The organism is Janthinobacterium sp. GW456P (assembly GCF_002127655.1).
Lineage (GTDB): Bacteria > Pseudomonadota > Gammaproteobacteria > Burkholderiales > Burkholderiaceae_D > Janthinobacterium.
This window is the reverse complement of the sequence record NZ_NEHB01000027.1, coordinates 70,069-93,234: the sequence shown is the minus strand read 5'-3', so window position 1 is coordinate 93,234 and position 23,166 is coordinate 70,069. Positions and strand designations below refer to the sequence as shown.

The following is a 23,166-nucleotide window of genomic DNA, read 5'->3' as shown; positions in this document are numbered from 1 at the left end:
GCCTGGCCTGGCCCGGCGGCGCCGGCGCGGCGGCGCCTTCCCGGCAAGCCGTCATGACACCCGTCGCGGCGCCGCCCATGTCGCTGGGCGCCGATATCGCCCGCCTGGGCGCGCCCGTGCGCATCGCCGTGGGCAAGTCCACCTTGCGCAGCCTGAGCCTGCCGGTGTCGCAGATCGCCGTCAACGATCCGCGCGTGGCCGGCGCCAGGATGCTGGGCTCGTCCAGCCAGCTGTTCGTCTGGGGCCTGGCCCCGGGCAGCACCAACTTGATCCTGTGGGACCGGCAGCAGCGCCCCGTGATCGTCGATATTGAAGTCGAGATCGATGTCCAGGGCTTGCAGGCGCAGCTGGCCTATGTCTTCCCCGGCGAACATGCCGTCAAGGCGGGCGCGGCCGGCGGCAGCATCGTGCTGTCCGGGCAGGTCAGCGACAGCGTCAAGGCCAGCCAGATTCTCGAGATGGCGCAAGCCTATGCCCAGCGCGGCGCGGGCGACGCGGCGGCCCAGGCCGACGGCGCCGCCGGTGCTGCAGCCAATGCCGCCGGCGGCGTCAAGGTCATCAATATGCTGACGGTCGCGGCGCCGCAGCAGGTCATGCTGGAAGTGAAAATCGCCGAAGTGTCGAAGACCCTGGTCGACCAGCTCGGCGCCAGCGTGGGCATCAGCGGCACGCGCGGCAACTGGACCTATGGCCTGCTGTCGAACCTGCTCAGCGGCCACCCCGGCCAGCTGGGTGCCGTCAACGGCAAGAATGGCAACGGTCTGACGCTCGACGCGCAAAAGCGCGACGGCCTGGTCAAGGTGCTGGCCGAACCGAACATCATGGCCATCAGTGGCCAGGAGGCCAGTTTCCTGGCGGGCGGCAAGATTTTCATTCCGGTCGCGCAAGACAGCACCACCAACAAGATCACGCTGGAGGAAAAGGAATTCGGCATTGCCGTCAAGTTCACGCCCACCGTGCTCGAAGGCGGACGCATCAACCTGAAGGTGGCGCCGGAAGTGTCGGAGCTGAACCGCGAAGGCATCGGCATCACCACCGGCGGGGGCGCCGCCGCCAACGCGGTGCTGCCGGCCTTTACCACGCGGCGCACCACCACCACGGTGCAGCTGTTCGACGGCCAGAGTTTTGCCGTTGGCGGTTTGATCAAGAACAATGTGACGACCAATATCAAGGCCTTGCCCTTCCTGGGCGAGATACCCGTGCTGGGCGCGCTGTTCCGCAGCAGCGATTTCCAGACGGACCGCACGGAGCTCGTCTTCATCATCACGCCGCACCTGGTCAAGCCGCTCGATAGTGAAATTGTGTTGCCCACCGACGCCTACGTGGCACCCAGCCGCGGCGAGTTTTTCCTGCAAGGAAAGATGGAAGGCGCTAGCGCGCCACGGCCACGGCAGGACGCGGCCACGCAGACAGCGCCAGCCGGCGCGGACATTCAATAGGAGCCCATCATGCAGCATGCCGTTTTCCTTCCCGTACTGCTGGCCGCCCTGGCCGCCAGCGGCTGCGCCGCCACGCCGAACCTGGACCGCCAGTTCGGCCACAGCGTCGCGCAGCTGCGCCTGCGGCAAGTGCTGTCGCCGCAGGCGGGCGCGAACCGCGACCCGGTGGCCGGCATGGACGGCAAGGCCGCCCAAGCGGCCTACGCGGCGTATCAGAAAAGCTTTGCCGCGCCCGCGCCGCAAGCGGACGCCTTCACCATCGGCGTCGGGGCACGCAAGTGAAGCTGGCACCGTCACCACAGAACCAGCAAGGCCTATCGTGAAAATCGCCATCAATTCCAGGGATGAAAAAACGCTGTCCGCACTGGGCCAGCTGCTGCGCGGCCGCCACCGGCTCGACGAGATCGATGCGGGCGGCGAATCGCTTGAACCGCTGCTGGCGGCGCAGTCGCCGCCCGACGTGCTGATCTTCGACCGCCCGTCGAACGACGGCGCCGACCTGGCCGCCATCGAGCGCCTCAGCAACCTGCATCCGCGCATGGCTTTCATCGTGCTGTGCCATCAGCAGCCGCCCGAATTCCTGCTGCAGGCCATGCGCGCGGGCGTGCGCGACGTGCTGCCGTTTCCCGCCGCGCCGGCCAGTCTGTATGCGGCGCTCGAACGCATCGAGGAAAAGCTGGAGCGGCGCGAGCATGGCAATGGCAAGGTGCTGGCCTTCATCTCGTGCAAGGGCGGCAGCGGCGCCACCTTCATCGCCAGCAATCTCGGTTATGCGCTGGCCGCCGGCGGCCAGCAGCGCGTTGCCCTGATCGACATGAACCTGCATTTTGGCGACGCCTCGCTGTTCGTCTCCGAGAACAAGCCGCTGGCCACCTTGTCCGACGTCACGCGCGACATCCACCGGCTCGATTCCTCGTTCCTGGGATCGAGCATGCTGCACATCCTGCCCAACTACAGCGTGCTGGCCGCGCCCGAAGACCCCGCCCACGCCAGCGAAGTGGCGCCCGAACACATCGACGCCATCATCCGGCAGGCCAGGCGCCAGTACGATTTCATCGTGCTCGACGTGGGCCGCAACCTCGACGCCGTCAGCGTGCGCGCGCTGGACCACGCCGACATGATCTTTCCCGTCCTGCAGGCGACCTTGCCCTACATCCGCGACGGCAAGCGCCTGCTGGGCATGTTCCGTTCGCTCGAATACGCCAATGACAAGGTGCATATCATTGTCAACCGCCACGACAAGGGCGGCGAGATCCGCCTGCGCGACCTGGAAGCGGCGTATGGCACGGCCGTCTACCGCACCGTGCCGAATCACTACGCCTCGGCGGCCGCCTCGGTCAACCAGGGCGTGCCGATTCTGCAGCTCGACAAAGCCAGCCCGATCACGCGCTCGCTGCAGGAATTCGCCGCCAGCCTGGCCGGCGGCACGGCCGGCACGGCGCGTCAGGGCTGGCTGGGCCGCGTCCTGCGGCGCGCCTGACCCACATGCTTGAACGACTGAGAACAGGAGCATTTCATGGCTAGTTCCCCCATCGCCGCCTTGTCCATCCGCGAACGGCTCGGCAGCGCCAAGATCGCCGCGCTCGCGCCGCAACGCATGGCGGCCATCGACAACCGCGGCTACCGCGACCTCAAGCTGCGCATCCATGGGCTGCTGCTCGAACGGGTCGACCTGGAAAGCATGCAGCGCCTGTCGCAGGAGCGCATCCGCGAAGAATTGCGCGGCCTGGTCGAGCGCTTGCTGGATGAAGAGGCGGTGGTCATCAACGAGGCCGAGCGCAGGAGCCTGACGCGCGATATCCAGCACGAGATGCTGGGCTTCGGCCCGCTGGAAACCCTGCTGTCGGACGCCAGCGTGTCGGACATTCTCGTCAACGGCCACCAGCAGATCTATGTGGAGCGCGGCGGCCGCCTTGAGCTGACCGACATCTGCTTCGACGACGACGCCCACCTGATGAAAATCATCGACAAGATCGTCTCGCGCGTGGGCCGGCGCATCGATGAATCGAGCCCCATGGTCGATGCGCGCCTGCCCGATGGTTCGCGCGTGAATGCCATCATCCCGCCGCTGGCCATCGACGGCCCCGTGATGTCGATCCGGCGCTTTTCCGTCGATCCCCTGCGCCTGGCCGACCTGGTCGCCTACCGCAGCATGACGGCGGAAATGGCCGAGGTGCTGCAGGGCCTGGGCAAGGCGAAGATGAATATCCTCATTTCCGGCGGCACGGGCAGCGGCAAGACCACCATGCTCAACGTGATTTCCGGCTTTATCGGCCATACCGAACGCATCGTCACGGTGGAAGACGCGGCCGAACTGCAGTTGCAGCAGCCGCACGTGGTACGGCTGGAAACGCGCCCGCCGAATATCGAAGGCAAGGGCGAAGTGAGCCAGCGCGCGCTGGTGCGCAACGCGCTGCGCATGCGCCCGGACCGCATCATCCTGGGCGAGGTGCGCGGCGCCGAGGCGCTCGACATGCTGGGGGCCATGAACACGGGCCATGAAGGCTCGATGGCGACCATCCACGCCAACACCCCGCGCGACGCCATCACGCGGCTGGAAAACATGATCAGCATGGCGGCGGCCAACCTGCCCAGCAAGGCCATCCGGCAGCAGATCAGCTCGGCCGTGTCGGTGGTGGTGCAAGTGTCGCGCCTGATCGACGGCAAGCGCAAGGTCACGTCGATCCAGGAAATCACGGGCATGGAAGGGGAGGTCATCACGATGCAGGAAATTTTCAGTTTCCGGCAGACGGGCGTGGCCGAGGGCGGCGCGGTGGTCGGGCATTTCTCGGCCAGCGGCATCCGCCCGCGCTTTCTCGAGCGCCTGAACAGCTTCGGCATCGGCGTGCCGGCCTCGCTGTTCGAACCCACCGCGGCGGGGCGCTGACCCGCCATGCTTTCCTACCTTGTGTATCTGTTTATTTTCCTGGCCGTCCTGCTGCTGGTGACTGGCGCCTGGCTGGCGTGGCAGGCGGTGCGGGGGCCGGGCGCGGCGCGCGTGGCGCGGCGCCTGCAAGCGATGTATACGGCCAGCGATGGCGAACAGGCGCTGTCGATCACCAAGCAGCGCCCGCTGAGCGTCTATCCGTTCCTGCAAGGCGTGCTGGAAGGCTTGCCCGGCGCGCGGCGCGTCGAGCAGCTATTGCTGCAGGCGGGCATGCGCTGGCTCGTGGCCGGGTTCCTCGGCTATTGCGCACTCGGCGCGCTGGCCGGCCTGCTGCTGGCCGGCGCGCTGCCCCTGCCATGGTATGTGCGCCTGGGCCTGGGCGCGGGCGGCGCCATGCTGCCGTACCTGCTGGTGCGCCGCGCCAGGAGCCGGCGGCTGGTGCGCATCGAGCAGCAGCTGCCGGATGCGCTCGACCTGATGGGCCGCGCCATGCGCGCCGGCCATGCGTTTCCCACCGCGCTGAAAATGGTGGGCGAGGAGATGACGGGGCCGCTGGCCGAGGAATTTCGCGCGGTGTTCGACGAAGTCAGTTTCGGCGTCGCGATGGCCGATGCGCTGGGCAACCTGGCCGCGCGCGTGCCCAGCACGGACTTGCGCTATTTCGTCATCGCCGTGCTGATCCAGCGCGAGACGGGCGGCAACCTGACTGAATTGCTGAGCAGCATCAGCGCCATCATCCGCGACCGCCTGAAATTGCTGGGACAGGTGCGCGTGCTGTCGGCCGAAGGGCGCATGTCGGCCTGGGTCCTGGGCCTGCTGCCGTTCGGCGCGGCGCTGATGATGCACGTGATGAATCCGCAGTTTATCGCCGTGCTGTACACGGATGGGGGCGGGCGCAAGATGGTCGGCGTGGCGCTGGGCCTGCTGATCGTTGGCGTGCTCTGCATTCGAAAAATTATCCATATCCGCGTGTGAAATGAAGGGAGGAGCACGATGAGCAACATGAATGCGGCGCAGTTGGCTTTGCTGGGTCTGCTGTTCCTGATCGTTTTCGCGCTGGCCGTGCTGGTGCTGCGCATGTTCGGCGGCAGCGCCGTGCAGGAGCGGCTGCAGGCGCTGGGCGATGCCGGCGCCGCTGGCGATAGCGGGCGCCATGCCAGGCGGCGCTGGCTGGCGCATGCCGTCAGCCTGACGCGCCCGCTTGCCAGGCTGTCGCTGCCGGACGAGGGCTGGGAAAGTTCGCCCATCCGCAGCCGCTTCGTGCATGCGGGCTGGCGCAGCCAGGCCGCGCCCGCGCTGTTCTACGCGGCCAAGACGGCCTTGTTCGTGGGCTTGCCGCTGCTGGCGTATTTCCTGCTGCGCCACGGCGGGCACAATATGCTGTTGTGGCTGGTCGCGGCGGCCGCCCTCGGCTATTACCTGCCCAATGTCTGGCTGTCGCATTGCCTGAAACAGCGCCAGCGCGACGTGTTCGAGACCTTTCCCGATGCGCTGGACCTGATGACGGTGTGCGTCGAAGCGGGGCTGGCCATGGATGCGGCGCTGGCGCGCGTGGCGCAGGAAATCGGCTTGAAAAGCAAGGTCCTGGCCGAAGAGCTGCAACTGGTGACGCTGGAACTGCGCGCCGGCAGCGCCAAGGACAAGGCCTTGCGCAACCTGGCCCTGCGCACCGGGGTGGAAGATGTCGATGCGCTGGTGACCTTGCTGATCCAGGCCGAGCGCTTCGGCACGAGCATCGCCGCGTCGCTGCGCGTGCAGTCCGACCAGCTGCGCACCAAGCGGCGCCAGCGCGCCGAGGAAACGGCGGCCAGGATCGCCCTCAAGCTCCTGTTTCCGCTGATCTTTTTTATCTTCCCGTCGCTGATGGTGGTGCTGATGGGGCCGGCGTTCCTGCAGATTTACCGTGTGCTGCTGCCGGCCATGCGGGGCGGCTGAGGGCTGGCCAGGGGCAAAAAAAAGCTGCCGGAGTTTCCTCCGGCAGCTTTTTTTGCATCAGCCTGCGCGTGGCAATCAGGCAAACGGCGCCAGCAGCGGCACCATCTGGCCAAATACCTTCGGGCTGGCGGCGATGACGTCGCCCTTGTACAGGTAGTCCGATTCGCCGGAGAATTCACCGACGATGCCGCCCGATTCCGTGATCATCAGGGCGCCAGCGGCGATATCCCATGGCTTCAAGCCTTTTTGATAGAAGCCGTCCAGGCGGCCGCAAGCGACGTAGGCCAGATCCAGCGCGGCCGAGCCGGCGCTGCGCACGCCCTGGCTGCGTTCGCCCATGATCGCGTACATTTTCAGGTAGTCGTCGAGCGCGCGCGGGCCGGCGCCGTGGCCGGTGCCCAGCACGGCGTTTGCAATGCGGTCGAGCTTGGTGACGCGGATGCGTTTTTCGTTCAGGTAGGCGCCGGCGCCCTTGGTGGCGGTAAACAGGTCATTGCGGACCGGATCGTAGATGACGGCTTGCGTGATCACGCCGCGCTGTGCCAGCGCGATCGAGATGCAGTATTGCGGGAAGCCGTGGATGAAGTTGGTGGTGCCATCGATCGGGTCGATGATCCACTGGTATTCATTCTCGTCGTGCGAGTTGGCGGAAGCTCCCGATTCCTCGCCCAGGAACGCATGGTCCGGGTAGGCTTTGGACAGCACCTCGATGATGGCTTGTTCGGCCGCCTGGTCGACATCGGTGACGAAATCGTTATGTTGTTTTTCCGTGACGACGACGCGGTCGAGGTCAAAAGAGGCGCGATTGATGACAGTGGCGGCGCGGCGGGCGGCTTTGATCGCCGTGTTGAGCATTGGGTGCATGTGAGCTTCCGTTAAAAGCACGCGAGCGCCCAGCGGTACTTTTCAGTGCCGGAGCGCAAGTGTGCAAGAATGAATTAAAGAGCAAAGCGGTGCCGAAGTGGTTAAAATCCCGGCCTGGCGTCAGCGTTTTGTGACGTCGTTTCCCGAAATTTCCTGTATCGATACCGCGCAATAGCGCTATTTTAAATGAATCTGCCCGAAATCAACACGTCTCTTTTCAAACGCCTGCGATTTATTCTTGTCGAAACTAGTCGCTCTGGCAACATTGGCGCCGTCGCGCGCGCCATGAAAACGATGGGTTTTTCCGATCTGGTGCTGGTCAACCCACGTTTCCCCGATGCCTTGACGGACGCGGAAGCGGTGGCCTTCGCCAGCGGCGCGCAGGATATCCTGGCCGGCGCGCGCATCGTCGGCTCGATCGCCGATGCGCTCGAAGGCTGCAATTACGCGGCCGCCGTGTCGGCCCGTTTGCGCGAATTCTCGCCGCCCGTCACGGCCCCGCGCGCCATCGCGGCGCAACTGGCGGCCAGCGAAGACTTGCACGCGGCCGTCATCTTCGGCAACGAGCGTTTCGGCTTGCCCAACGAGATCGTCGAGCAGTGCAACGTGCTGATCAACATCCCCGCCAATCCCGCGTATTCCTCGCTGAACCTGTCGCAGGCGGCGCAGGTCGTGGCCTATGAATGCCGCGTGGCGGCGCTCGATGCGGCAGGCGAGGCTCAGGCGGCCAGCCCCGTCGGCTTCCATGGCGACGCGGCCAGCCTGGCGCAGGTCGACGGCATGTACGCGCACCTGGAACAGGCGCTGGTCGCCATCGACTTCCTCGACGCCGACAATCCGAAAAAACTCATGCCGCGTCTGAAACGCCTGTTTTCGCGCACGGGGCTGGAAACGGAAGAGGTCAATATCCTGCGCGGCATCGCGCGGCATATCCTGGCGGTCGCCAAAAAAGGCCCATGATCGAGACGCGGCTGCTGCGCCAGTTCATCGCCGTCGCCGAGGAACGCAATTTCCGCCGCGCGGCCGAACGGCTGCACATGGCGCAGCCGCCGTTGTCGCAGGCGATATTGCGGCTGGAAGAAACGCTCGGCTATCCCGTATTCGAGCGCACCAACCGCAAGGTCAGCCTGACGCCGGCCGGGGATGCTTTCCTGGCCACCGCGCGCCAGGTGCTGGCCAGCCTGGAAGAGGGCGTGGCCGCCACGCGCCGCGTGGCGCAGGGCATCGAAGGGCATGTGCGCCTGAGCTTTATCCACATCACGCCCTACGCCCACGTATTGAATGCCTTGCGCGCGTTTCGCGCCGCCTCGCCTGCCGTGCAGTTCACCTTGCGCGAAGCATCGACGCAGCAGCAGGTCGAGTGGCTGGAAAAAGGCGAGGTCGATATCGCCCTGCTGCGCGCGCCGGGACGCAGCACGCCGGGCCTGCGCTTCGAGCGCCTGTCCGGCGAAGACATCGTCGTTGCGCTGCCGTTGGGCCACCGCTGCGCGGGCCAGGCGCGCGTGGACCTGCTTGACCTGGCCGGTGATGATTTCGTCGCCTCGCCGCGCGAGCTGGGCCAGGGTTTCCACGACCAGCTGGCCAGCCTGTGCCTGCACGCGGGTTTCGTGCCGCGCGTGGTGCAGCAGGCGCGCCGCCTGCACACGGTGCTGGGCCTGGTGGCGGCCGGTTTTGGCGTGGCCCTGCTGCCGGCCAGCCTGGCGGCGTCCAAGCCTGCCGGCGTCGTCATGCTGCCGCTGGCAAGCAGCGCGCCCGAAGCCTTGCGCCAGCTCGACCTGTACATGGCGTGGGACCCGCAACGCACGTCTCCCGTGCGCGAGCGGCTGCTGGCGCAGCTGCGGCAGTGTGCTGCGCAATGAGACGTTGAACGTCTCGTTTCAAGATAAATAAGATATTTTACAGATGGTGAGCGAGGGGCCAGCATGGCGTTTTGATTGTCAGGAACCGCCATGTCCACCATGTCCTCGCGCACAGTGCTGCCGTCCGCCACGCTGCCACTCTCCATTTACCTGCTCTCCCTGTGCAGCTTTGCCTTCGGCTTGTCTGAATTCATCGCCGCCGGCCTGTTGACCCCCATGGCGCGCGACTTGCACGCCAGCGTGGCGGCGGCCGGCGGCGCCATCGCCGCGTACGCGCTGGGGGCGGCCATCGGCGCGCCCATCCTGACGGCCATGCTGGCGCGCCGGCCCGTGCGCCAGGTGCTGTTGGCCACCATGCTCGTGCTGGCGGCCGGCAGCATGGCCATGGCGGCCGCGCCGGCGCTGGGCGCGCTGCTGGGGGTGCGTTTTGCCGTCGGCCTCGCGCATGGCGTGTTCATGGCGGTGGCCTCGCATGCGGCCACCAGCCTGGTCGACCCGTCCCGCGCGGGACGGGCGCTGTCCATCGTCTGGCTGGGCCTGACCCTGGCGCTGGCCGGCGGCGTGCCGCTGGGGACGTGGCTGGGCGCCGTCTCGTCGTGGCGCTGGGTGTTCGCCGCCATCGGCGTGCTGGCACTGTGCGGCGGCGCCGGCCTGCGCTTTGCCATGCCGGCCGCGCGCGGTCAGTTTGCCGCCGCATCGGCGCTGGCCAGCCTGCGCGCCATCCTGCAGCCGCCCCTGCTGCTGGCGGCCGGCGTGGCGGCGCTCGTCAGCGTGGCCACCTTCAGCTTTTTCACGTATGTCTCGCCTTTCCTGCTGCAGCTGGGCGGGCTCGATGCGGGCTGGCTCAGCGCCGCCATGCTGTGCTTTGGCGCGTGCGCCATCGGCGGCAACCTGCTGGGCGGCTGGTGTGCCGACCGCCCCGACCCCCTGCGCGCCACCGTGCTGGCCCTGGCCGCGCTGGCGCTCAACCTGCTGGGATTTTATGCGCTGCGCACGCATCCGTTTGCCATGCTGGCCCTGTGCGGCACCCTGGGCTTGCTGTTCTTTGCCCTCGTTACCCTGTCGACCATGCGGCTGCTACGCCTGGCGCAACGACATTGTCCAGGCAGCGACGCCGTGGCGGCGGGCCTGAATATCGCCGCCTTCAATGCCGGTACGGCCGCTGGCGGCGCGCTGGGCGGTGTGCTTATCGTCGCGTTTGGCTTGCCCGGCATCGCCATCGGCGGCGCGCTGGCGGCGCTGCTGGCCATGCTGATCCTGTGGTTACAGTCGCGCGAACTAGACGGCTCGCTCTAGTTTTTGCGCGCGGAAGCGCACTGCCTTTGGCGTACACTGGCCTGCAAAAGGCGGTACAAAACAAGGGGAGACATGGGAATGCGACGCAGATCGTTTTTGAAACTGGGCGTGCTTGGCGCCTGCGCGCTGGCGGCCGGCGGCGCCGCCTACCGCCTGGTGCGCGGACCGGCGCCTCCTGGCCGTTTCGTGCTCAACGGCGAAGCGCGCGCGGCGCTGGCGGCCATCGTGCCGGCCATGCTGGGCAGCGCGCTGCCGCAGGAAGCTCCCGCGCGCGCCGCGATGCTCGATGGCGCCATCGCCGGCGTGGACACGGCCATCCATGGCTTGCCGCTGGCGGCGCAGCAGGAAGTGCAGGATCTGTTCGGCTTGCTGGCGCTGGCGCCCGCGCGGCGCTTTGTCGCCGGTGTCACAGGTGGCTGGTCCGAAGCCGATCCGGCCCAGGTGGCCGCCTTTTTGCAGGCGTGGCGCACGCACCGCCTGGCCACCCTGCAGACGGCCTACCTGGCCCTGCACGACCTGATCCTCGGCGCCTGGTATGCCGATGCCGCCCACTGGGCCGCCATCGGTTATCCGGGACCGCTGCCCGAACTGAGCGCATAAGGCCACCATGAGCACATCCCCCATTCCTGATCCCATCGCCGCCGGCATTGCGGCAGGCTGGCACGTCACCGACGCCAGTACCCTGGGCGCCGACCGCAGCTTCGAGGCGGACGTCGTCGTCATCGGCAGCGGCGCCGGCGGCGGCGTGACGGCGGAAATACTCGCGCTGGCCGGCCTGAAGGTGCTGATCGTCGAAGAGGGCGGCTTGAAGTCCTCGCAAGACTTCAAGATGCGCGAAGCGGACGCCTATCCCGCGCTGTACCAGGAATCGGCGGCGCGCAAGACGCGCGACAAGGCCATCAACATTTTGCAGGGGCGCACGGTGGGCGGCTCGACCACCGTCAACTGGACCTCGAGTTTTCGCACGCCGCCCGGCACCCTCGAATACTGGCGCCGGCACTTTGGCTTGTCCGGCTATTCGGTGGACACCATGGCGCCGTGGTTCGCCATGATGGAGCAACGCCTGCACGTGAGCGACTGGGCCGCGCCGCCCAATGAAAACAACGATTTATTGCGCCGTGGCGCCGCGGCGCTGGGCATACCCACGGCCGCCATCCGGCGCAACGTGAACGGCTGCTGGAACCTCGGTTATTGCGGCATGGGCTGCCCGACGAATGCCAAGCAATCGATGCTGGTGACGACGATTCCGTCGGCGCTGGCGCTGGGCGCGGGCCTGCTCGTGCATGCGCGCGCCGAACGTTTCATCTTCAAGGGCGAGCGCGTCGACAGCCTGCAGGTGACGGCGCTGGACGCCGCCGGGCAGGCGCCGACGGGCGTGCGCCTCACCTTGCGCGCCAAACACTTTGTGCTGGCCGGCGGCGCCATCAATTCGCCGGCGCTGCTGCTGCGCTCGCAGGCGCCCGATCCGCACGGCTTGCTGGGCCGGCGCACCTTTTTGCATCCGACCGTGGTGTCGGCTGGCCTGTTCACGCAGCGCGTCGACGCCTATGCGGGTGCGCCGCAGACGATTTATTCCGACCATTTCCTGCACGTGGCACCGATCGACGGCCCCATCGGCTACAAGCTCGAAGCGCCGCCTTTGCACCCGCTGCTGATGGCCACCACCATGGGCGGTTTCGGCGACGAGCATGCGCGCACCATGCGCGAATTTCCCCATGCGCATGCCTTGCTGGCCTTGCTGCGCGACGGCTTTCACCATGATGCGGCGGGCGGCAGCGTGTCCATCGACAGCTTCGGCGCGCCCGTGCTCGACTATCCGCTCACGCCTTTCATCTGGGATGGCGTGCGGCGCGCGCTGCTGTCGATGGCGGAAATCCAGTTCGCCGCCGGCGCCAAGAGCGTGTATCCCGTGCATGAACTGGCCAGCCACTACACGAGCTGGACGCAGGCGAAGCGGGCCATCGGCGATTTGCCGATGAAGGCGCTGCTGACGCGCGTGGTATCGGCCCACGTGATGGGCGGCTGCGCCATGTCCGACGATGCGCGCCTGGGCGTGACGGGCGCCGACGGCCGCTACCACGGCGTGCGCAATCTGTCCGTGCACGACGGCTCGCTGTTCCCCACGTCGATAGGCGCCAACCCGCAATTGACGATCTATGCGCTGGCCGCGCGCCTGGCCAGCGGCCTGGCGCGGGAGTTGACCGGTAAGCTCGCCCCCGTTCCCGCCCCCGTTCCCGTTTCTGCTGCGACGACGGCATGATCGCGCGCATCCTCAAGTGGCTGATGCTGCTGCAAGTACTGGCCGTGCTGGGCCTGGCGTACCTGGCCATGCAGGCGTGGGGCGTCGCTTCGCCCGCCATGGCCCTGCTGCTGGCGGCCGCCATGCTGCTGGCTGTGCGGGCGTTGATCGTGGCGCGCAATTTCTGGGAAAGCCGGCGTGCCGGCAGCCCCGTGCCGACGGAACATCAGTTGGGTGCCGGGGGTGCCGCGCGCCTGTTTTTCGGCGAGCTGCGCGCCACCCTGTGGACCTCGTCATGGGGCATGCTGCGTCCGCGCCTGCATGCGGCCGACAACATTACTGGCCAGGGTCTGCCGGTGCTGCTGATCCACGGCTATGTGTGCAACCGCGGCTACTGGGCACAGCTGAGCCGGCAGCTGGCGCGGGCCGGCATCGCGCACGAGGGCATCGACCTGGAACCGATAGGCGCCGACATCGAGGACTTCGTGCCGCAGGTGGAGCAAGCGATCGGCGCGCTGTGCGCACGCACGGGCAGCGATCGCGTCATCATCGTTGCCCACAGCATGGGCGGCCTGGTGGCGCGCGCCTGGCTGCGCCAGTACGGCGCGGCCCGCGTGGCGCGCATCGTCACCATCGGCACGCCGCATCACGGCACGGCGCTGGCCAACCTGGCGGCGGGGACGAATGCGCGGCAGATGAGCCGCATCGACGATACGCCCAGCGGCTGGCTGGCGCAGCTGGCCGCCAGCGAGGCGCCGGCAACGCGTGCGCTGATCACGTCGATGTATTCGCATCACGACAATATCGTCGCGCCGCAAGCGTCCGCGTGGCTGCCCGGCGCACGCAATATCGCCTTCGGCGGCATCGGCCACGTGGCGCTGGCCAGCGACGCGCGCCTGCTGCGCCGGCTGCTGGCAGAAATCACTATCAAGAACGAAGTCACTCAGCCCCCTTCGGCCCCCCATTTCGCCTGAGTCCTGTTGTGTTTTGTCTGCATGGCAAGACTGTCTCTTTTGACTCTGCTGTTGCCCCTGTTTAACAACGCAAGGGCCAGATAATGCTGTTTTCCACTGGCGTACTGTATTAAGCTAACGTCGGAAGACAGGCGGTGGAAGTTTGTTCTTGAGGCCGCTTGCCCCGTTCCGCAGCCTTACGACGGCCACCTATTTCTCTGGATATATGGCAAGATGTTGTAGGATTGTTATGTGGCCGCGCAAGCGGAAAGTTGAACGCAGGCAGAAAATGAGTCCATGCAGTTTTTATTGGGGGCGCTAATTGTCCGCACGTATACTGATTATCGAAGATAACGCCACCAATATGGAATTGATGGTGTACTTGCTGCGTGCCTTCGGGTACACGCCGCTGGCCGCCTATGATGGTGAAGAGGGCGTGCGCATGGCGCGCAGCGAATTGCCCGACCTGATCATTTGCGACGTGCATTTGCCCAAGCTCGATGGCTATGGCGTGGTGGCGGAACTGAAAAAAGACCCGCTGCTGCGCAAGATTCCTGCCCTGGCCGTGACGGCGCTGGCCATGGTGGGCGACCGCGAACGCCTGCTCGAAGCGGGTTTCAATGGCTACATCGGCAAGCCCATCGAGCCCGACCTGTTCGTCGCGGAGCTGGAGTCTTTTTTACCCGGGGCGCCGTCGACGCCAGTTAAAAACGACATAGCCACCATCCTGATCGTCGATGATCATGTGCTGAACCGCGAGTTCCTCACCGCGCTGCTGGGCTACGGCGGCCACCGCCTGCTGGAGGCGGCCAATGGCGCCGATGCGCTGGAAATACTGCGCACCGAGCGGCCGGACCTGATCGTCTCGGACATCCTCATGCCGAACATGGACGGCTACGAATTCGTCACGCGCGTGCATGCCGATCCTGCGCTGGCCGACGTGCCCATCATCTTTTATACGGCCACCTACCGCGAGCAGGAAGCGATCCTGCTGGCGCAGGCCTGCGGCGTGCGCTGGGTGCTGCCGAAACCATCCGACCCGGAAGTCATCGTACGCACCGTCAACGAGGCGCTGGGACTGATGCCGCCGGCGGCCCAGGTGCCGGCCGCGCCGGGCGCCGGCGGCAGTGCCGCGCCTCCCGCCACGGGCAAGCTGGCCGGCATCGAGCACCAGGTCAGCGGCTACCTCGACGAACTCGAATCGAGCAGCCAGCAGATTTCGCAGCTGGCCAGCCAGCGCGAGGGCCAGGCCGCGCTTCCCGAAGACCTGGGCGTCATGACAGAGCGCTTGTCGCGTTCGCTGTCGAGCCTGCAGGCGGTGAGCCTGCGCCTGACGGCCCTGATCGAACTGGGCATCGAGCTGGGCGCCGAACGCGATCCGCGCGCCCTGATCGAGGCGGGCTGCAAGGTGGCGCAGAATATCTGCGTCTCCAAGTACGCCTGCATCGGCGTGCTGGAAGAGGGCGCCGAAAAGCTCAGCTATTTTTCCTCGTGCGGCGCCGAGAAAAACCTCGAGCGCATCGCCAGCGCGCCGCGCACGGGCATTTTGAACCGCTTGCTGGAACAGCGCCAGCCCTACCGGGTCAATGGCTTGAAGGGCGATCCCGGCGCGCTGGGCTTGCCCGACACGCACCCGCCCGTGCATTCCTTCCTGGGCGTGGCCATCGCTTCGCGCGAACGCAGCCACGGCTGGCTGTATCTGGTCGACAAGCTGGGGGCGAATGAATTTTCCGAAGTCGACGAGCGGGTCGCCGCGACGGTGGCGGCGCAGATCGCCGTCGCCTACGACAACCTGCTGCTGTACGACGAGATCAAGCGCCATCACGAGCAGCTGACCCTGGACATGGCGGCGCGCATCCGCCTCGATGAAGACCTGCGCCGCTTCCGCCTGGCGATGGATGCCACGGCCGACGCGATTTTCCTCGTCGACCGCGCCGGCATGTGCTTCGTCGACGTCAACCAGACCGCTTGCCGCATGCTCGGTTTCGAGCGCGAGGATTTCCTGCGCGTGGGGCCGGGCCGCGCGCACGAGGGAGAATCCCAGCTCGAAGAGCTGTACAACAAGCTGCTGGCTGGCGACCAGGGCGGCCCGATGACGGAGTTGCAGCTGCAGCGCAAGGACGGCTCGCCGCTGTCGGTGGAAGTGCAGCGGCGCACCCTGCGCTCGGGGCAGAGCTGGATCCTGGTGGCCGTGGCGCGCGACATCACCGAGCGCAAGGATGCCGAGCAGCGTCTGATGAAGCTGGCCCATTTCGATACCTTGACGGGCTTGCCGAACCGCAGCCAGTTTTATGCTTCGCTGACCCATTCGCTGTCCCAGGCGGCCGAACACCAGTGGGCCGTTGCCGTGCTGTTCATGGATATCGACCGCTTCAAGAATATCAACGATACCTTGGGTCATACCATCGGCGACGACCTGCTGCGGCAGTTTTCCAGCCGCCTCGTCGATTGCCTGCGCGTGCGCGACACCATCGGCCGCTTCGGCGGCGATGAATTTGCCACTATCCTGCTGCTGCCCGAAGGCGCCCAGCATGCCGTGGGCGTGGTCGACAAGATCCGCGAGGCGATGCGCAAGCCCTTCGATTTGCAGGGCCATGAGGTGACGGTGACGGTCAGCATCGGCATTTCCGTGTTCCCCGAGGATGCGCTCGACGCGGACACCCTGATTCAATACGCCGACACGGCCATGTACCGCGCCAAGGAAGCGGGGCGCGACGCCTTCCGCTTCTTCACGGCGGAAATGAATGCGCAATCGATGGCGCGGCTGGACATGGAAAATGCCTTGCGACGCGCCATCGACAACGAGGAATTCGTGCTGTTCTTCCAGCCCAAAGTGAATATCATCTCGGGGCGCATCAGCGGCGCCGAAGCGCTGATACGCTGGCGCCGTCCGGGCCACGGCATGGTCTCGCCGGCCCTGTTCATCCCCTTGCTGGAAGAAACGGGCCTCATCGTGCGCGTTGGTAACTGGGTGCTCGACGAGGCGTGCAAGAAGATCAGCGAGTGGGGCGCCAGCAGCATCGGCCCCGTGCACCTGTCGGTGAACGTGTCGGGCATCCAGTTCTTCGTCGGCGGCCTGGAAGAGGAGGTGCTCAAGGCCATCCGCAAGCACGATATCGCGCCCGACCTGCTGGAACTGGAGCTGACGGAAAGCTCGCTGATGTCGAATGCCGAGGAAACCATCTCCGTGTTGCGCAACCTGAAGGCGCTGGGCATCCAGATATCGATCGATGACTTCGGCACCGGCTATTCCAGCCTGGCCTACCTGAAGCGCTTCCCCATCGACAAGCTGAAGATCGACATCGCCTTCGTGCGCGAAGTGACGAGCAATCCGGACGACGCGGCCATCGTGCTGGCCATCATCAGCATGGCGCACAGCATGAAGCTGGACGTGATCGCCGAAGGCGTGGAAAACGATGCGCAGCTGGCCTATTTGCGGCGCCACGGCTGCGACGAGATGCAGGGCTATTATTTCAGCCGCCCCGTGCCGCAGGATGAATTCGAACAGATGTTGATGAAAGGCAAGCAGCTGCAGGCGCCCGAGGATGCTGGCAGCGAAGAGCAGCAAACCTTGCTGATCGTCGACGACGATGTCTTCATGCTCGACGTGCTCAGCGACTTCCTGGCGCAGGACGGCTACCGCATCCTGACGGCGCAGACGGCCGCCGAGGGCTTTGACATCCTGGCGCGCCACAAGGTGCAGGTGATCCTGTGCGACCAGTGCATGCCGCTCATGAGCGGCACCGAATTCATGGAGCGGGTCAAGCACCTGTGCCCCGACACCTTCCGCATCATGCTGTCCGCCTTTGCCGACCTGACGCCCATCATGGCGGCCATCAACCGCGGCGCCGTCGACCGCTTCTATACCAAGCCGTGGAAAGGCGCCGTGCTGCGCGAGAATATCCGCGAAGGCTTCCGCCTGCACAAGCTGCTGCATGGCCCGGTGAAAGCGGCGGCCTAGGCGCTTGCCGCGCGCAAGCGACCGGCCGCCGCGTGCGCTGGCGCACCTTGGGGCGCAGCTCGCTATCGAATTAGACTCCCGTCTCTAGTTTTGCTCTCTAGAATAAAAACATCCATGTAGTGGCATGGCCTTTCACATGACGGGAGCTGGCGATGGTAAAGAAATTGAAGGAACTGGCGGAAGACACGGAATTGGCGAGCGCCGTGCGCTCGTCCGCGCAGCAGATCTGGCAAGCGGGCCTGGGCGCCTTCGCCAAGGCACAGGAAGAGGGCGGACGCGTATTTTCCAAGCTGGTCAAGGAAGGCACGGAATTCCAGAAGCGCGCCGAAGACAAGGTGGCCGACGTCAGCGGCAGCGTCAGCAAGCTGGCCGATGGCGTGGGCAAGCAGGCCAGCGGTTCCTGGGACAAGCTGGAACAGGTGTTTGAGGAGCGCGTGGCGCGCGCGCTGGCCACCATCGGCGTGCCCACGCAGCAGGACATTGCCGCGCTGCACGCGCAGATCGATGCCTTGAGTCGGCAAGTGGCGGCGCTGTCGGCCAAGGCCGCGCCGGCGCCCAGGCCGAAGGCGGTGGCCAGGCCCGCCGTGAAGGCGGCGCCGAAAGCCGTACCGAAGACTGCGCCGAAAGCCGCGACGAAAGCCGTACCGAAGACTGCGCCGAAAGCCGCGACGAAAGCGGCCGCCGCCAAGACCCCGGCCAAGCCTGCCGCCAGGTCCGCGGCAAAACCTGCCGTCAAGTCCGCGACCAAGCCCGCCGCGAGACCGGCGGCGAAGAAAAAAGCGCCGGCCGCCTGAGCTGGCGCCGCATTCCTCCGGCCTGCTCGCGCAGGCTTTTTTTTTGCCCGGGCTTAGTCCTCTGCCGTGGGGCGGAGTGTTTCATTACGGCTATCTTAGGTGGTATGCTTGAGGCAGAACACAGAGAGATTGCCCGCCATGCTACAAAAAGCACCACGCCGTACCCGCGAACGCATCCTGGAGTTGTCGCTGCGCCTGTTCAATGAGTTTGGTGAGCCGAATATCACGACGACCGTGATTGCGGAAGAGATGAACATTTCGCCGGGAAACCTGTATTACCACTTCCGTAACAAGGATGACATCGTCAACTCGATCTTCGTCCAGTTCGAGGCGGAAATCGAACGCATCCTGACCGTGCCCGACGGGCGCCGCTCGAATATCGAGGATGTCTGGCTGTACCTGCACCTGATGTTCGAACTGATCTGGCGCTACCGCTTTTTCTATCGCGACCTCAACGATTTGTTGTCGCGCAACCGCAAGCTGGAATTGCACTTCAAACTGATCCTGGCGCACAAGATCAAGGTGGCCACGCAGCTGTGCGAAGATTTACGCAGCGAACAGTCGCTCGAGGCGTCGGACATGGAAGTGGCCGCCATGGCGACGAATATGGTGGTCGTCGCCACCTACTGGCTGTCGTACGAGTACGTGCGCAACCCGCGCAAGTACAGCGAGCAGCAATCGATGTCCGATGCGCTGGCGCGCGGCTGCTATCAGGTGCTGTCCCTGATCGGCCCCTATTTGCGCAACGAAACGCATTTGCTGTTTCGCAAGCTGTCGGAAGAGTATGTGACCAAACTCAAGAACGATTGACGCGGCTGCTGGCGCCGCGTCGTCATTTACAGGAGAGATATATGGCTTGGAAACAATTTCCTTATCGGGACGAAGCATATGTCTACACCCCGCAAACCCTGGAAGCGGCCTGGTCGCGCCTGCATGCGGGCGATGTGGAACCATTTCCCACCCACCCTGCGCTGGTGCAAGCCTGGCTGGCCTTCCATGCGGGCGACTTCGAGCGCGCCGTGAAGCTGGGCCTGGCCGTCGGCGTGCCCGGTTATGCGGTGGCGCACAAGGCCACTTGCATCTATGCCACGCACCTGGAAGTGCACGACAGCCAGAAACTCGACATGTACGAGGAAGTGGCCGAGCGCTGCGAGCGCCAGCAGAGCGAGCAGCCGGACAATCCGGCCGGCTACTACTGGCATGCCTACAGCCTGGGCCGCTACGCGCTCGGCACYTCCGTCGTCAAGGCCCTGGCGCAAGGCATGGGGGCGCGTGTGCGCAACAGTCTGGACCGCACGATGACGATCGCGCCCATGCATGCGGAAGCGCATATCGCGTTTGGGATTTATCATACGGAAATTATCGACAAGGTCGGCGCCATGATAGGGGGGCTGACCTATGGCGCCAACAAGGAGGACGGCTACCAGCACTTCAAGACGGCGCTGGCCTTGACGCCATATTCGGCGCTGGCGCACAGCGAATATGCGCGCGCATTGAATATGCTCGATGGAAAGAAAAAGCTGGCGGAAGCGCTGGCCCTGTATGAAAAGGCGGCCGAGTGCGTGGCACTGGACGCCAAGGAACGCCTCGAAGTCGAGGCGGCGATCGATGAATTGAAAGAATAAGGACTACTGTGATCAAGGCTTTATGTGTGTATTGCGGCGCCAACGCGGGCGTCTCGCCGGACTATGCCGTGGCGGCGCGCGAACTGGCGCGCGTGCTGGTGGCGGAAAATATTTCGCTTGTGTATGGCGGCGGAAAAGTGGGCCTGATGGGCGTGATCGCCGATGAAGTGCTGCGCCTGGGCGGCGAGGTAACGGGCGTGATTCCCACGCAGCTGGTGGAACGCGAAGTGGGCCACATGGGCTTGACGCGCCAGTTCATCGTGAAGGACATGCATGAGCGCAAGGCGATGATGGCCAGCCTGTCCGATGCCTTCATCGCCATGCCCGGCGGCTATGGCACGCTGGAAGAACTGTTCGAGATGCTCACATGGGCCCAGCTGGGTTTGCATGCCAAGCCCATCGGCCTGCTCAATGTCGACCGTTTCTATGATGGCTTAATTGCTTTCGTGCAAAACGGCAAGGAGCAGGGTTTCATCCGCCCGCAGCACGCGGCGTTCCTCAATGCCGACGCCGATCCTGAAGCGCTGGTGCAGCGCCTGAAGGATTGCGCGCCGTAATGCCGTTTTCGCCTGGCGGTGCGTATGCGGCCAGGCAACTATTTTCCCTGTCGCTTGCAAGGGCCATGCAGTACGCACTGCATGGCTTTTTTATTTCCGCATGGGAAAATTGATCGGGCCTGATGACTTAATTAATAAAAATATGGCCATAAAATTGCAGTGGTAGCATGTTTTTTTGAAAATGAAGATGCTTTTTAAGCATGGCTGTGGTCTACTGGCAGGGTTCAAATGTTAGGAATATCGGACACCGACGAGCGTTGTACAGACTCCCCAAAAAAGGTGCCGGTCCATTTCAAGTTGCCACAACCACGCTACTTCATCATCTCGAAAGGATGCCATTTTGAAACCTATGACCCTCTTGCGAGCGACCGCTGTCGCCGCCATTCTGGCCAGCGCTGGCGGCGCCCACGCACAAACCACCACCATCGGCTTCGATCCGCTGGAACAACCGGGCTACTTTGCTTCCGTGTTCAATTCCTACTCCGAAGGCGGCTACAACTTCGACAGCAGCTTCCTCGGGCTGCTGAGCTCGGCACACCAGGATAGCTTTGCCTATGCCGGCTCGGCCGGCCTCGGTGCGACGCCCCTGTCGACGACCACCCTGAGCCGTGCCGATGGCGCCGCCTTCTCGCTGAGCTCGATCAGCCTGGCCGACTTCGTGAGCTTGCCCGGTTCCTTTGATGTGACATTCGTCGGCCACCAGGTGGGCGGCGGCACGGTGAGCCAGACCTTCACCCTCGGTGGCGGCCACACCTTCGCCGATTACACGTTTACGGGTTTCAACAATCTCTTGTCGGCAACGTGGAAGGAAGGCGCCTTGCATACCTTCCAGGTCGACAATATCTCCGCCAGCGTGAGCGCCGTGCCGGAACCGGCCACCTACGGCATGCTGCTGGGTGGTTTAGGCCTGCTGGGCTTCATGCTTCGCCGTAAGAACGCCGCCTGAACCTGAATAGGGTGCCGGCCATGCCGGCGCGCCTGTAAAAAAGCCGCCCATTTTACCGGGCGGCCATGCTGACTAGCCAGCGCACTCGAACAATGCCGCCCAGTGTATGCCGCGCGGCATTTTCACGTGGACTTCATATGCACACCGTCATGACCGGCAGTTCATGACCACAGGCGCTGGCCTGACAGGTCGAGCTGGGTCAGGTACAGGCGCACATCGAATTCGTACTGGTGGTACTGCGGTTCCATATATGTGCACAGCTTGTAGAAGGCCTTGTCGTGCTGCTTTTCCTTGACGTGCGCCAGTTCGTGCACAGCGATCATGCGCAGGAATTCCAGCGGTACTTCCTTGAACATGGTAGCCACGCGGATTTCATGTTTGGCCTTGAGCTTGCCGCCCTGCACGCGCGAGATCGAGGTATGCAAGCCCAGCGCATGCTGGATCACATGGATCTTGCTGTCGAACGCCACTTTGTTGATGGGCTCGGCATTGCGCAGGAATTCATTCTTCAAGTTCTGCACATATTGGTACAGCGATTTGTCGTTGCGCACATCGTGTGCGTTCGGGTAGCGTTTTAATAACACTTCGCCCAACTTGTCTTGCGCGATCAGTTGCTGCACTTGCGCTTGCGTTTGTTCGGAATAGGCGCTCAGGTATTTCAGGGATGGCTGCATGCGGGGAAGGGCGGGACGTGGCGCGGAGATGTCGGTAAGGCGAGAATGTACCATACCGCCGCGCCCGGCGCTGCGCCAGCCCTTGCACGGAGTCGCCAGGGCCGCCCCGTGCCTTCCCGCGCCAAGGCGTGCGTTGCCGGGCTAAGCCGCTCGCTTAGCCCGGCAAGTCCTGCGCCCGGTCAGCCCTTGTCGTCTTCGTCCTTGCCGCCCTGGCGCCCGGTGCCGCCGCTGCGCCCCGCGGTGCTGCTGCGGTTTTCATTGGCGCGCTGGGCCGATTGCCGGCTTTCTCCGCCTTTCCTGCCGATTTCCGCCATGTGTTCGCGGTTGCGGCTGACGGCTTCACCGCCTTTCTGCCCGGCACGGCGTGCTTCTTCCGAGTCGAATTCATGCGCCGTGCCTTTTTGATGGGCTGCCTGGCCGCCCTTGCTGGCAATTTCGCGTTGCTGTTCCTCATTCATGGCGGCGAAACCGCGCTTGCTCGTGCCTTTGGCGCTGCCCGATTCGCTGGCTTTCTGGCTGCTGCCAGTGCCTTTGCCCTGTTCATTACCTTGATTGCTAGCCATGTCGCTCTCCTTGCTGTCGAGTGGGGGTCAAGTGGTCTGTGCAGGCGCTCAATGCGCCTGATCGGATTGCCTGCTGTTATCGTGGCTGCGGCCCGCGCCGTCGCGGTGGCCCGTGGCGTGCATTTTTTCGATCATTTCACGCTGACGCTGCGTGGCTTTTTCCGTTTCTTCGGCCGTCTTGCGCACCACTTCGTCAGCGAAGGCCACGGCCGTGCGGCTCGTTTCGGGCAGGTGGTTCTCTGCCGTGCGGTTCATCTCGACATTGGCGTTGGCGACGAGATTGCCGAGCTGCTGCTGGTATTGGTGCAGCTTGTTGCTGCTCGGCTGCAACTGGCCGGCGGCCAGCGACATGAACTCGCCCGTGTCGCGCGCGCCCAGCAGTTGCTGGCTGGCGTTGCTCCACTCCTGCAGCAAGTCTTGCGCCAGCCGCAGATGCAGCTCGCTCAATTGCTGCGCTGTATCGAACATCTTGCGCGATAGTTCCGTGGCGAAATTGCATTGGGCCTCGAGATGGGATTTCAGAGCCGGGCTGAGACTGGGGAAAATACTGTTTGTGAACATGTTCTACCTCAAT

The 23,166-nt window shown here is 64.8% G+C and carries 22 protein-coding genes; 18 read left to right on the top strand and 4 right to left on the bottom strand.

What is annotated here, in order from left to right:
• The 6 genes from CBW66_RS21825 to CBW66_RS21800 form a co-directional block, all read left to right on the top strand.
• On the top strand, window positions 1-1,439 hold a 1,439-nt coding region (locus CBW66_RS21825; protein WP_139843065.1), incomplete at its 5' end, for a type II and III secretion system protein family protein.
• Between the two features lie 9 nt (window positions 1,440-1,448).
• Entirely contained in the window at window positions 1,449-1,721 is a 273-nt protein-coding gene (locus tag CBW66_RS21820; RefSeq protein ID WP_086140985.1) for a hypothetical protein, read from the top strand.
• A gap of 37 nt (window positions 1,722-1,758) precedes the next feature.
• Window positions 1,759-2,919: an AAA family ATPase gene (locus CBW66_RS21815; protein WP_086140984.1), complete on the top strand. Its 1,161-nt coding sequence runs from the start codon at window positions 1,759-1,761 to the stop codon at window positions 2,917-2,919.
• Between the two features lie 117 nt (window positions 2,920-3,036).
• Window positions 3,037-4,326, top strand: coding sequence for a CpaF family protein (locus CBW66_RS21810; protein ID WP_086140988.1), 1,290 nt, complete (start codon window positions 3,037-3,039; stop codon window positions 4,324-4,326).
• A gap of 6 nt (window positions 4,327-4,332) precedes the next feature.
• Window positions 4,333-5,301: a type II secretion system F family protein gene (locus CBW66_RS21805; protein WP_086140983.1), complete on the top strand. Its 969-nt coding sequence runs from the start codon at window positions 4,333-4,335 to the stop codon at window positions 5,299-5,301.
• Between the two features lie 18 nt (window positions 5,302-5,319).
• Complete coding sequence (locus tag CBW66_RS21800; RefSeq protein WP_230492151.1) at window positions 5,320-6,261, top strand: type II secretion system F family protein; 942 nt, start codon at window positions 5,320-5,322, stop codon at window positions 6,259-6,261.
• 75 nt (window positions 6,262-6,336) lie between these two features.
• Here the strand turns inward: CBW66_RS21800 and CBW66_RS21795 are convergent, their stop codons facing one another.
• Window positions 6,337-7,116, bottom strand: coding sequence for an inositol monophosphatase family protein (locus tag CBW66_RS21795; RefSeq protein WP_086140982.1), 780 nt, complete (start codon window positions 7,114-7,116; stop codon window positions 6,337-6,339).
• Between the two features lie 195 nt (window positions 7,117-7,311).
• On the opposite strand from CBW66_RS21795, the gene CBW66_RS21790 reads away from it, so the two are divergent.
• The 12 genes from CBW66_RS21790 (at window position 7,312) to CBW66_RS21735 (ending at window position 21,355) form a co-directional block, all read left to right on the top strand.
• The gene (locus CBW66_RS21790) at window positions 7,312-8,085 is read left to right on the top strand and encodes an RNA methyltransferase (protein WP_086140981.1); all 774 of its coding nucleotides are present in this window, start codon (window positions 7,312-7,314) and stop codon (window positions 8,083-8,085) included.
• Window positions 8,082-8,984, top strand: coding sequence for a LysR substrate-binding domain-containing protein (locus tag CBW66_RS21785; RefSeq protein WP_086140980.1), 903 nt, complete (start codon window positions 8,082-8,084; stop codon window positions 8,982-8,984). Before CBW66_RS21790 ends, CBW66_RS21785 begins: the two co-directional genes overlap by 4 nt.
• Before the next feature lie 90 nt (window positions 8,985-9,074).
• Window positions 9,075-10,280, top strand: a complete 1,206-nt coding sequence (locus CBW66_RS21780) for an MFS transporter (RefSeq protein ID WP_230492150.1) — start codon at window positions 9,075-9,077, stop codon at window positions 10,278-10,280.
• A gap of 72 nt (window positions 10,281-10,352) precedes the next feature.
• The gene (locus CBW66_RS21775; RefSeq protein ID WP_086139405.1) at window positions 10,353-10,880 is read left to right on the top strand and encodes a hypothetical protein; all 528 of its coding nucleotides are present in this window, start codon (window positions 10,353-10,355) and stop codon (window positions 10,878-10,880) included.
• 7 nt (window positions 10,881-10,887) lie between these two features.
• A complete protein-coding gene (locus CBW66_RS21770; RefSeq protein WP_086139406.1) occupies window positions 10,888-12,540 on the top strand; it encodes a GMC family oxidoreductase in 1,653 nt (550 codons plus the stop codon).
• Window positions 12,537-13,493, top strand: coding sequence for a triacylglycerol lipase (locus tag CBW66_RS21765; RefSeq protein WP_086139407.1), 957 nt, complete (start codon window positions 12,537-12,539; stop codon window positions 13,491-13,493). Before CBW66_RS21770 ends, CBW66_RS21765 begins: the two co-directional genes overlap by 4 nt.
• A 301-nt stretch (window positions 13,494-13,794) precedes the next feature.
• Window positions 13,795-17,433, top strand: coding sequence for an EAL domain-containing protein (locus CBW66_RS21760; RefSeq protein WP_086139408.1), 3,639 nt, complete (start codon window positions 13,795-13,797; stop codon window positions 17,431-17,433).
• Between the two features lie 152 nt (window positions 17,434-17,585).
• The gene (locus tag CBW66_RS21755) at window positions 17,586-18,227 is read left to right on the top strand and encodes a phasin family protein (RefSeq protein ID WP_086139409.1); all 642 of its coding nucleotides are present in this window, start codon (window positions 17,586-17,588) and stop codon (window positions 18,225-18,227) included.
• Between the two features lie 138 nt (window positions 18,228-18,365).
• Window positions 18,366-19,037, top strand: coding sequence for a TetR/AcrR family transcriptional regulator (locus tag CBW66_RS21750; RefSeq protein WP_034758777.1), 672 nt, complete (start codon window positions 18,366-18,368; stop codon window positions 19,035-19,037).
• A gap of 41 nt (window positions 19,038-19,078) precedes the next feature.
• The gene (locus CBW66_RS21745; protein WP_086139410.1) at window positions 19,079-19,852 is read left to right on the top strand and encodes a hypothetical protein; all 774 of its coding nucleotides are present in this window, start codon (window positions 19,079-19,081) and stop codon (window positions 19,850-19,852) included.
• An 11-nt stretch (window positions 19,853-19,863) separates the two neighbouring features.
• Window positions 19,864-20,409, top strand: a complete 546-nt coding sequence (locus CBW66_RS21740; RefSeq protein WP_086139469.1) for a TIGR00730 family Rossman fold protein — start codon at window positions 19,864-19,866, stop codon at window positions 20,407-20,409.
• A gap of 349 nt (window positions 20,410-20,758) precedes the next feature.
• The gene (locus CBW66_RS21735) at window positions 20,759-21,355 is read left to right on the top strand and encodes a PEP-CTERM sorting domain-containing protein (RefSeq protein WP_086139411.1); all 597 of its coding nucleotides are present in this window, start codon (window positions 20,759-20,761) and stop codon (window positions 21,353-21,355) included.
• A gap of 161 nt (window positions 21,356-21,516) precedes the next feature.
• On the opposite strand, the gene CBW66_RS21730 is transcribed toward CBW66_RS21735, so the two are convergent.
• The 3 genes from CBW66_RS21730 to CBW66_RS21720 all read right to left on the bottom strand — a co-directional run bounded on the left by CBW66_RS21730 (window position 21,517) and on the right by CBW66_RS21720 (window position 23,153).
• Entirely contained in the window at window positions 21,517-22,029 is a 513-nt protein-coding gene (locus tag CBW66_RS21730) for a YgjP-like metallopeptidase domain-containing protein (RefSeq protein ID WP_086139412.1), read from the bottom strand.
• A gap of 179 nt (window positions 22,030-22,208) precedes the next feature.
• On the bottom strand, window positions 22,209-22,592 hold the full coding sequence (locus CBW66_RS21725) for a KGG domain-containing protein (protein ID WP_070224979.1): 384 nt from the start codon (window positions 22,590-22,592) through the stop codon (window positions 22,209-22,211).
• Between the two features lie 48 nt (window positions 22,593-22,640).
• Entirely contained in the window at window positions 22,641-23,153 is a 513-nt protein-coding gene (locus CBW66_RS21720; RefSeq protein WP_086139413.1) for a phasin family protein, read from the bottom strand.
• Window positions 23,154-23,166: the final 13 nt, after the last annotated feature.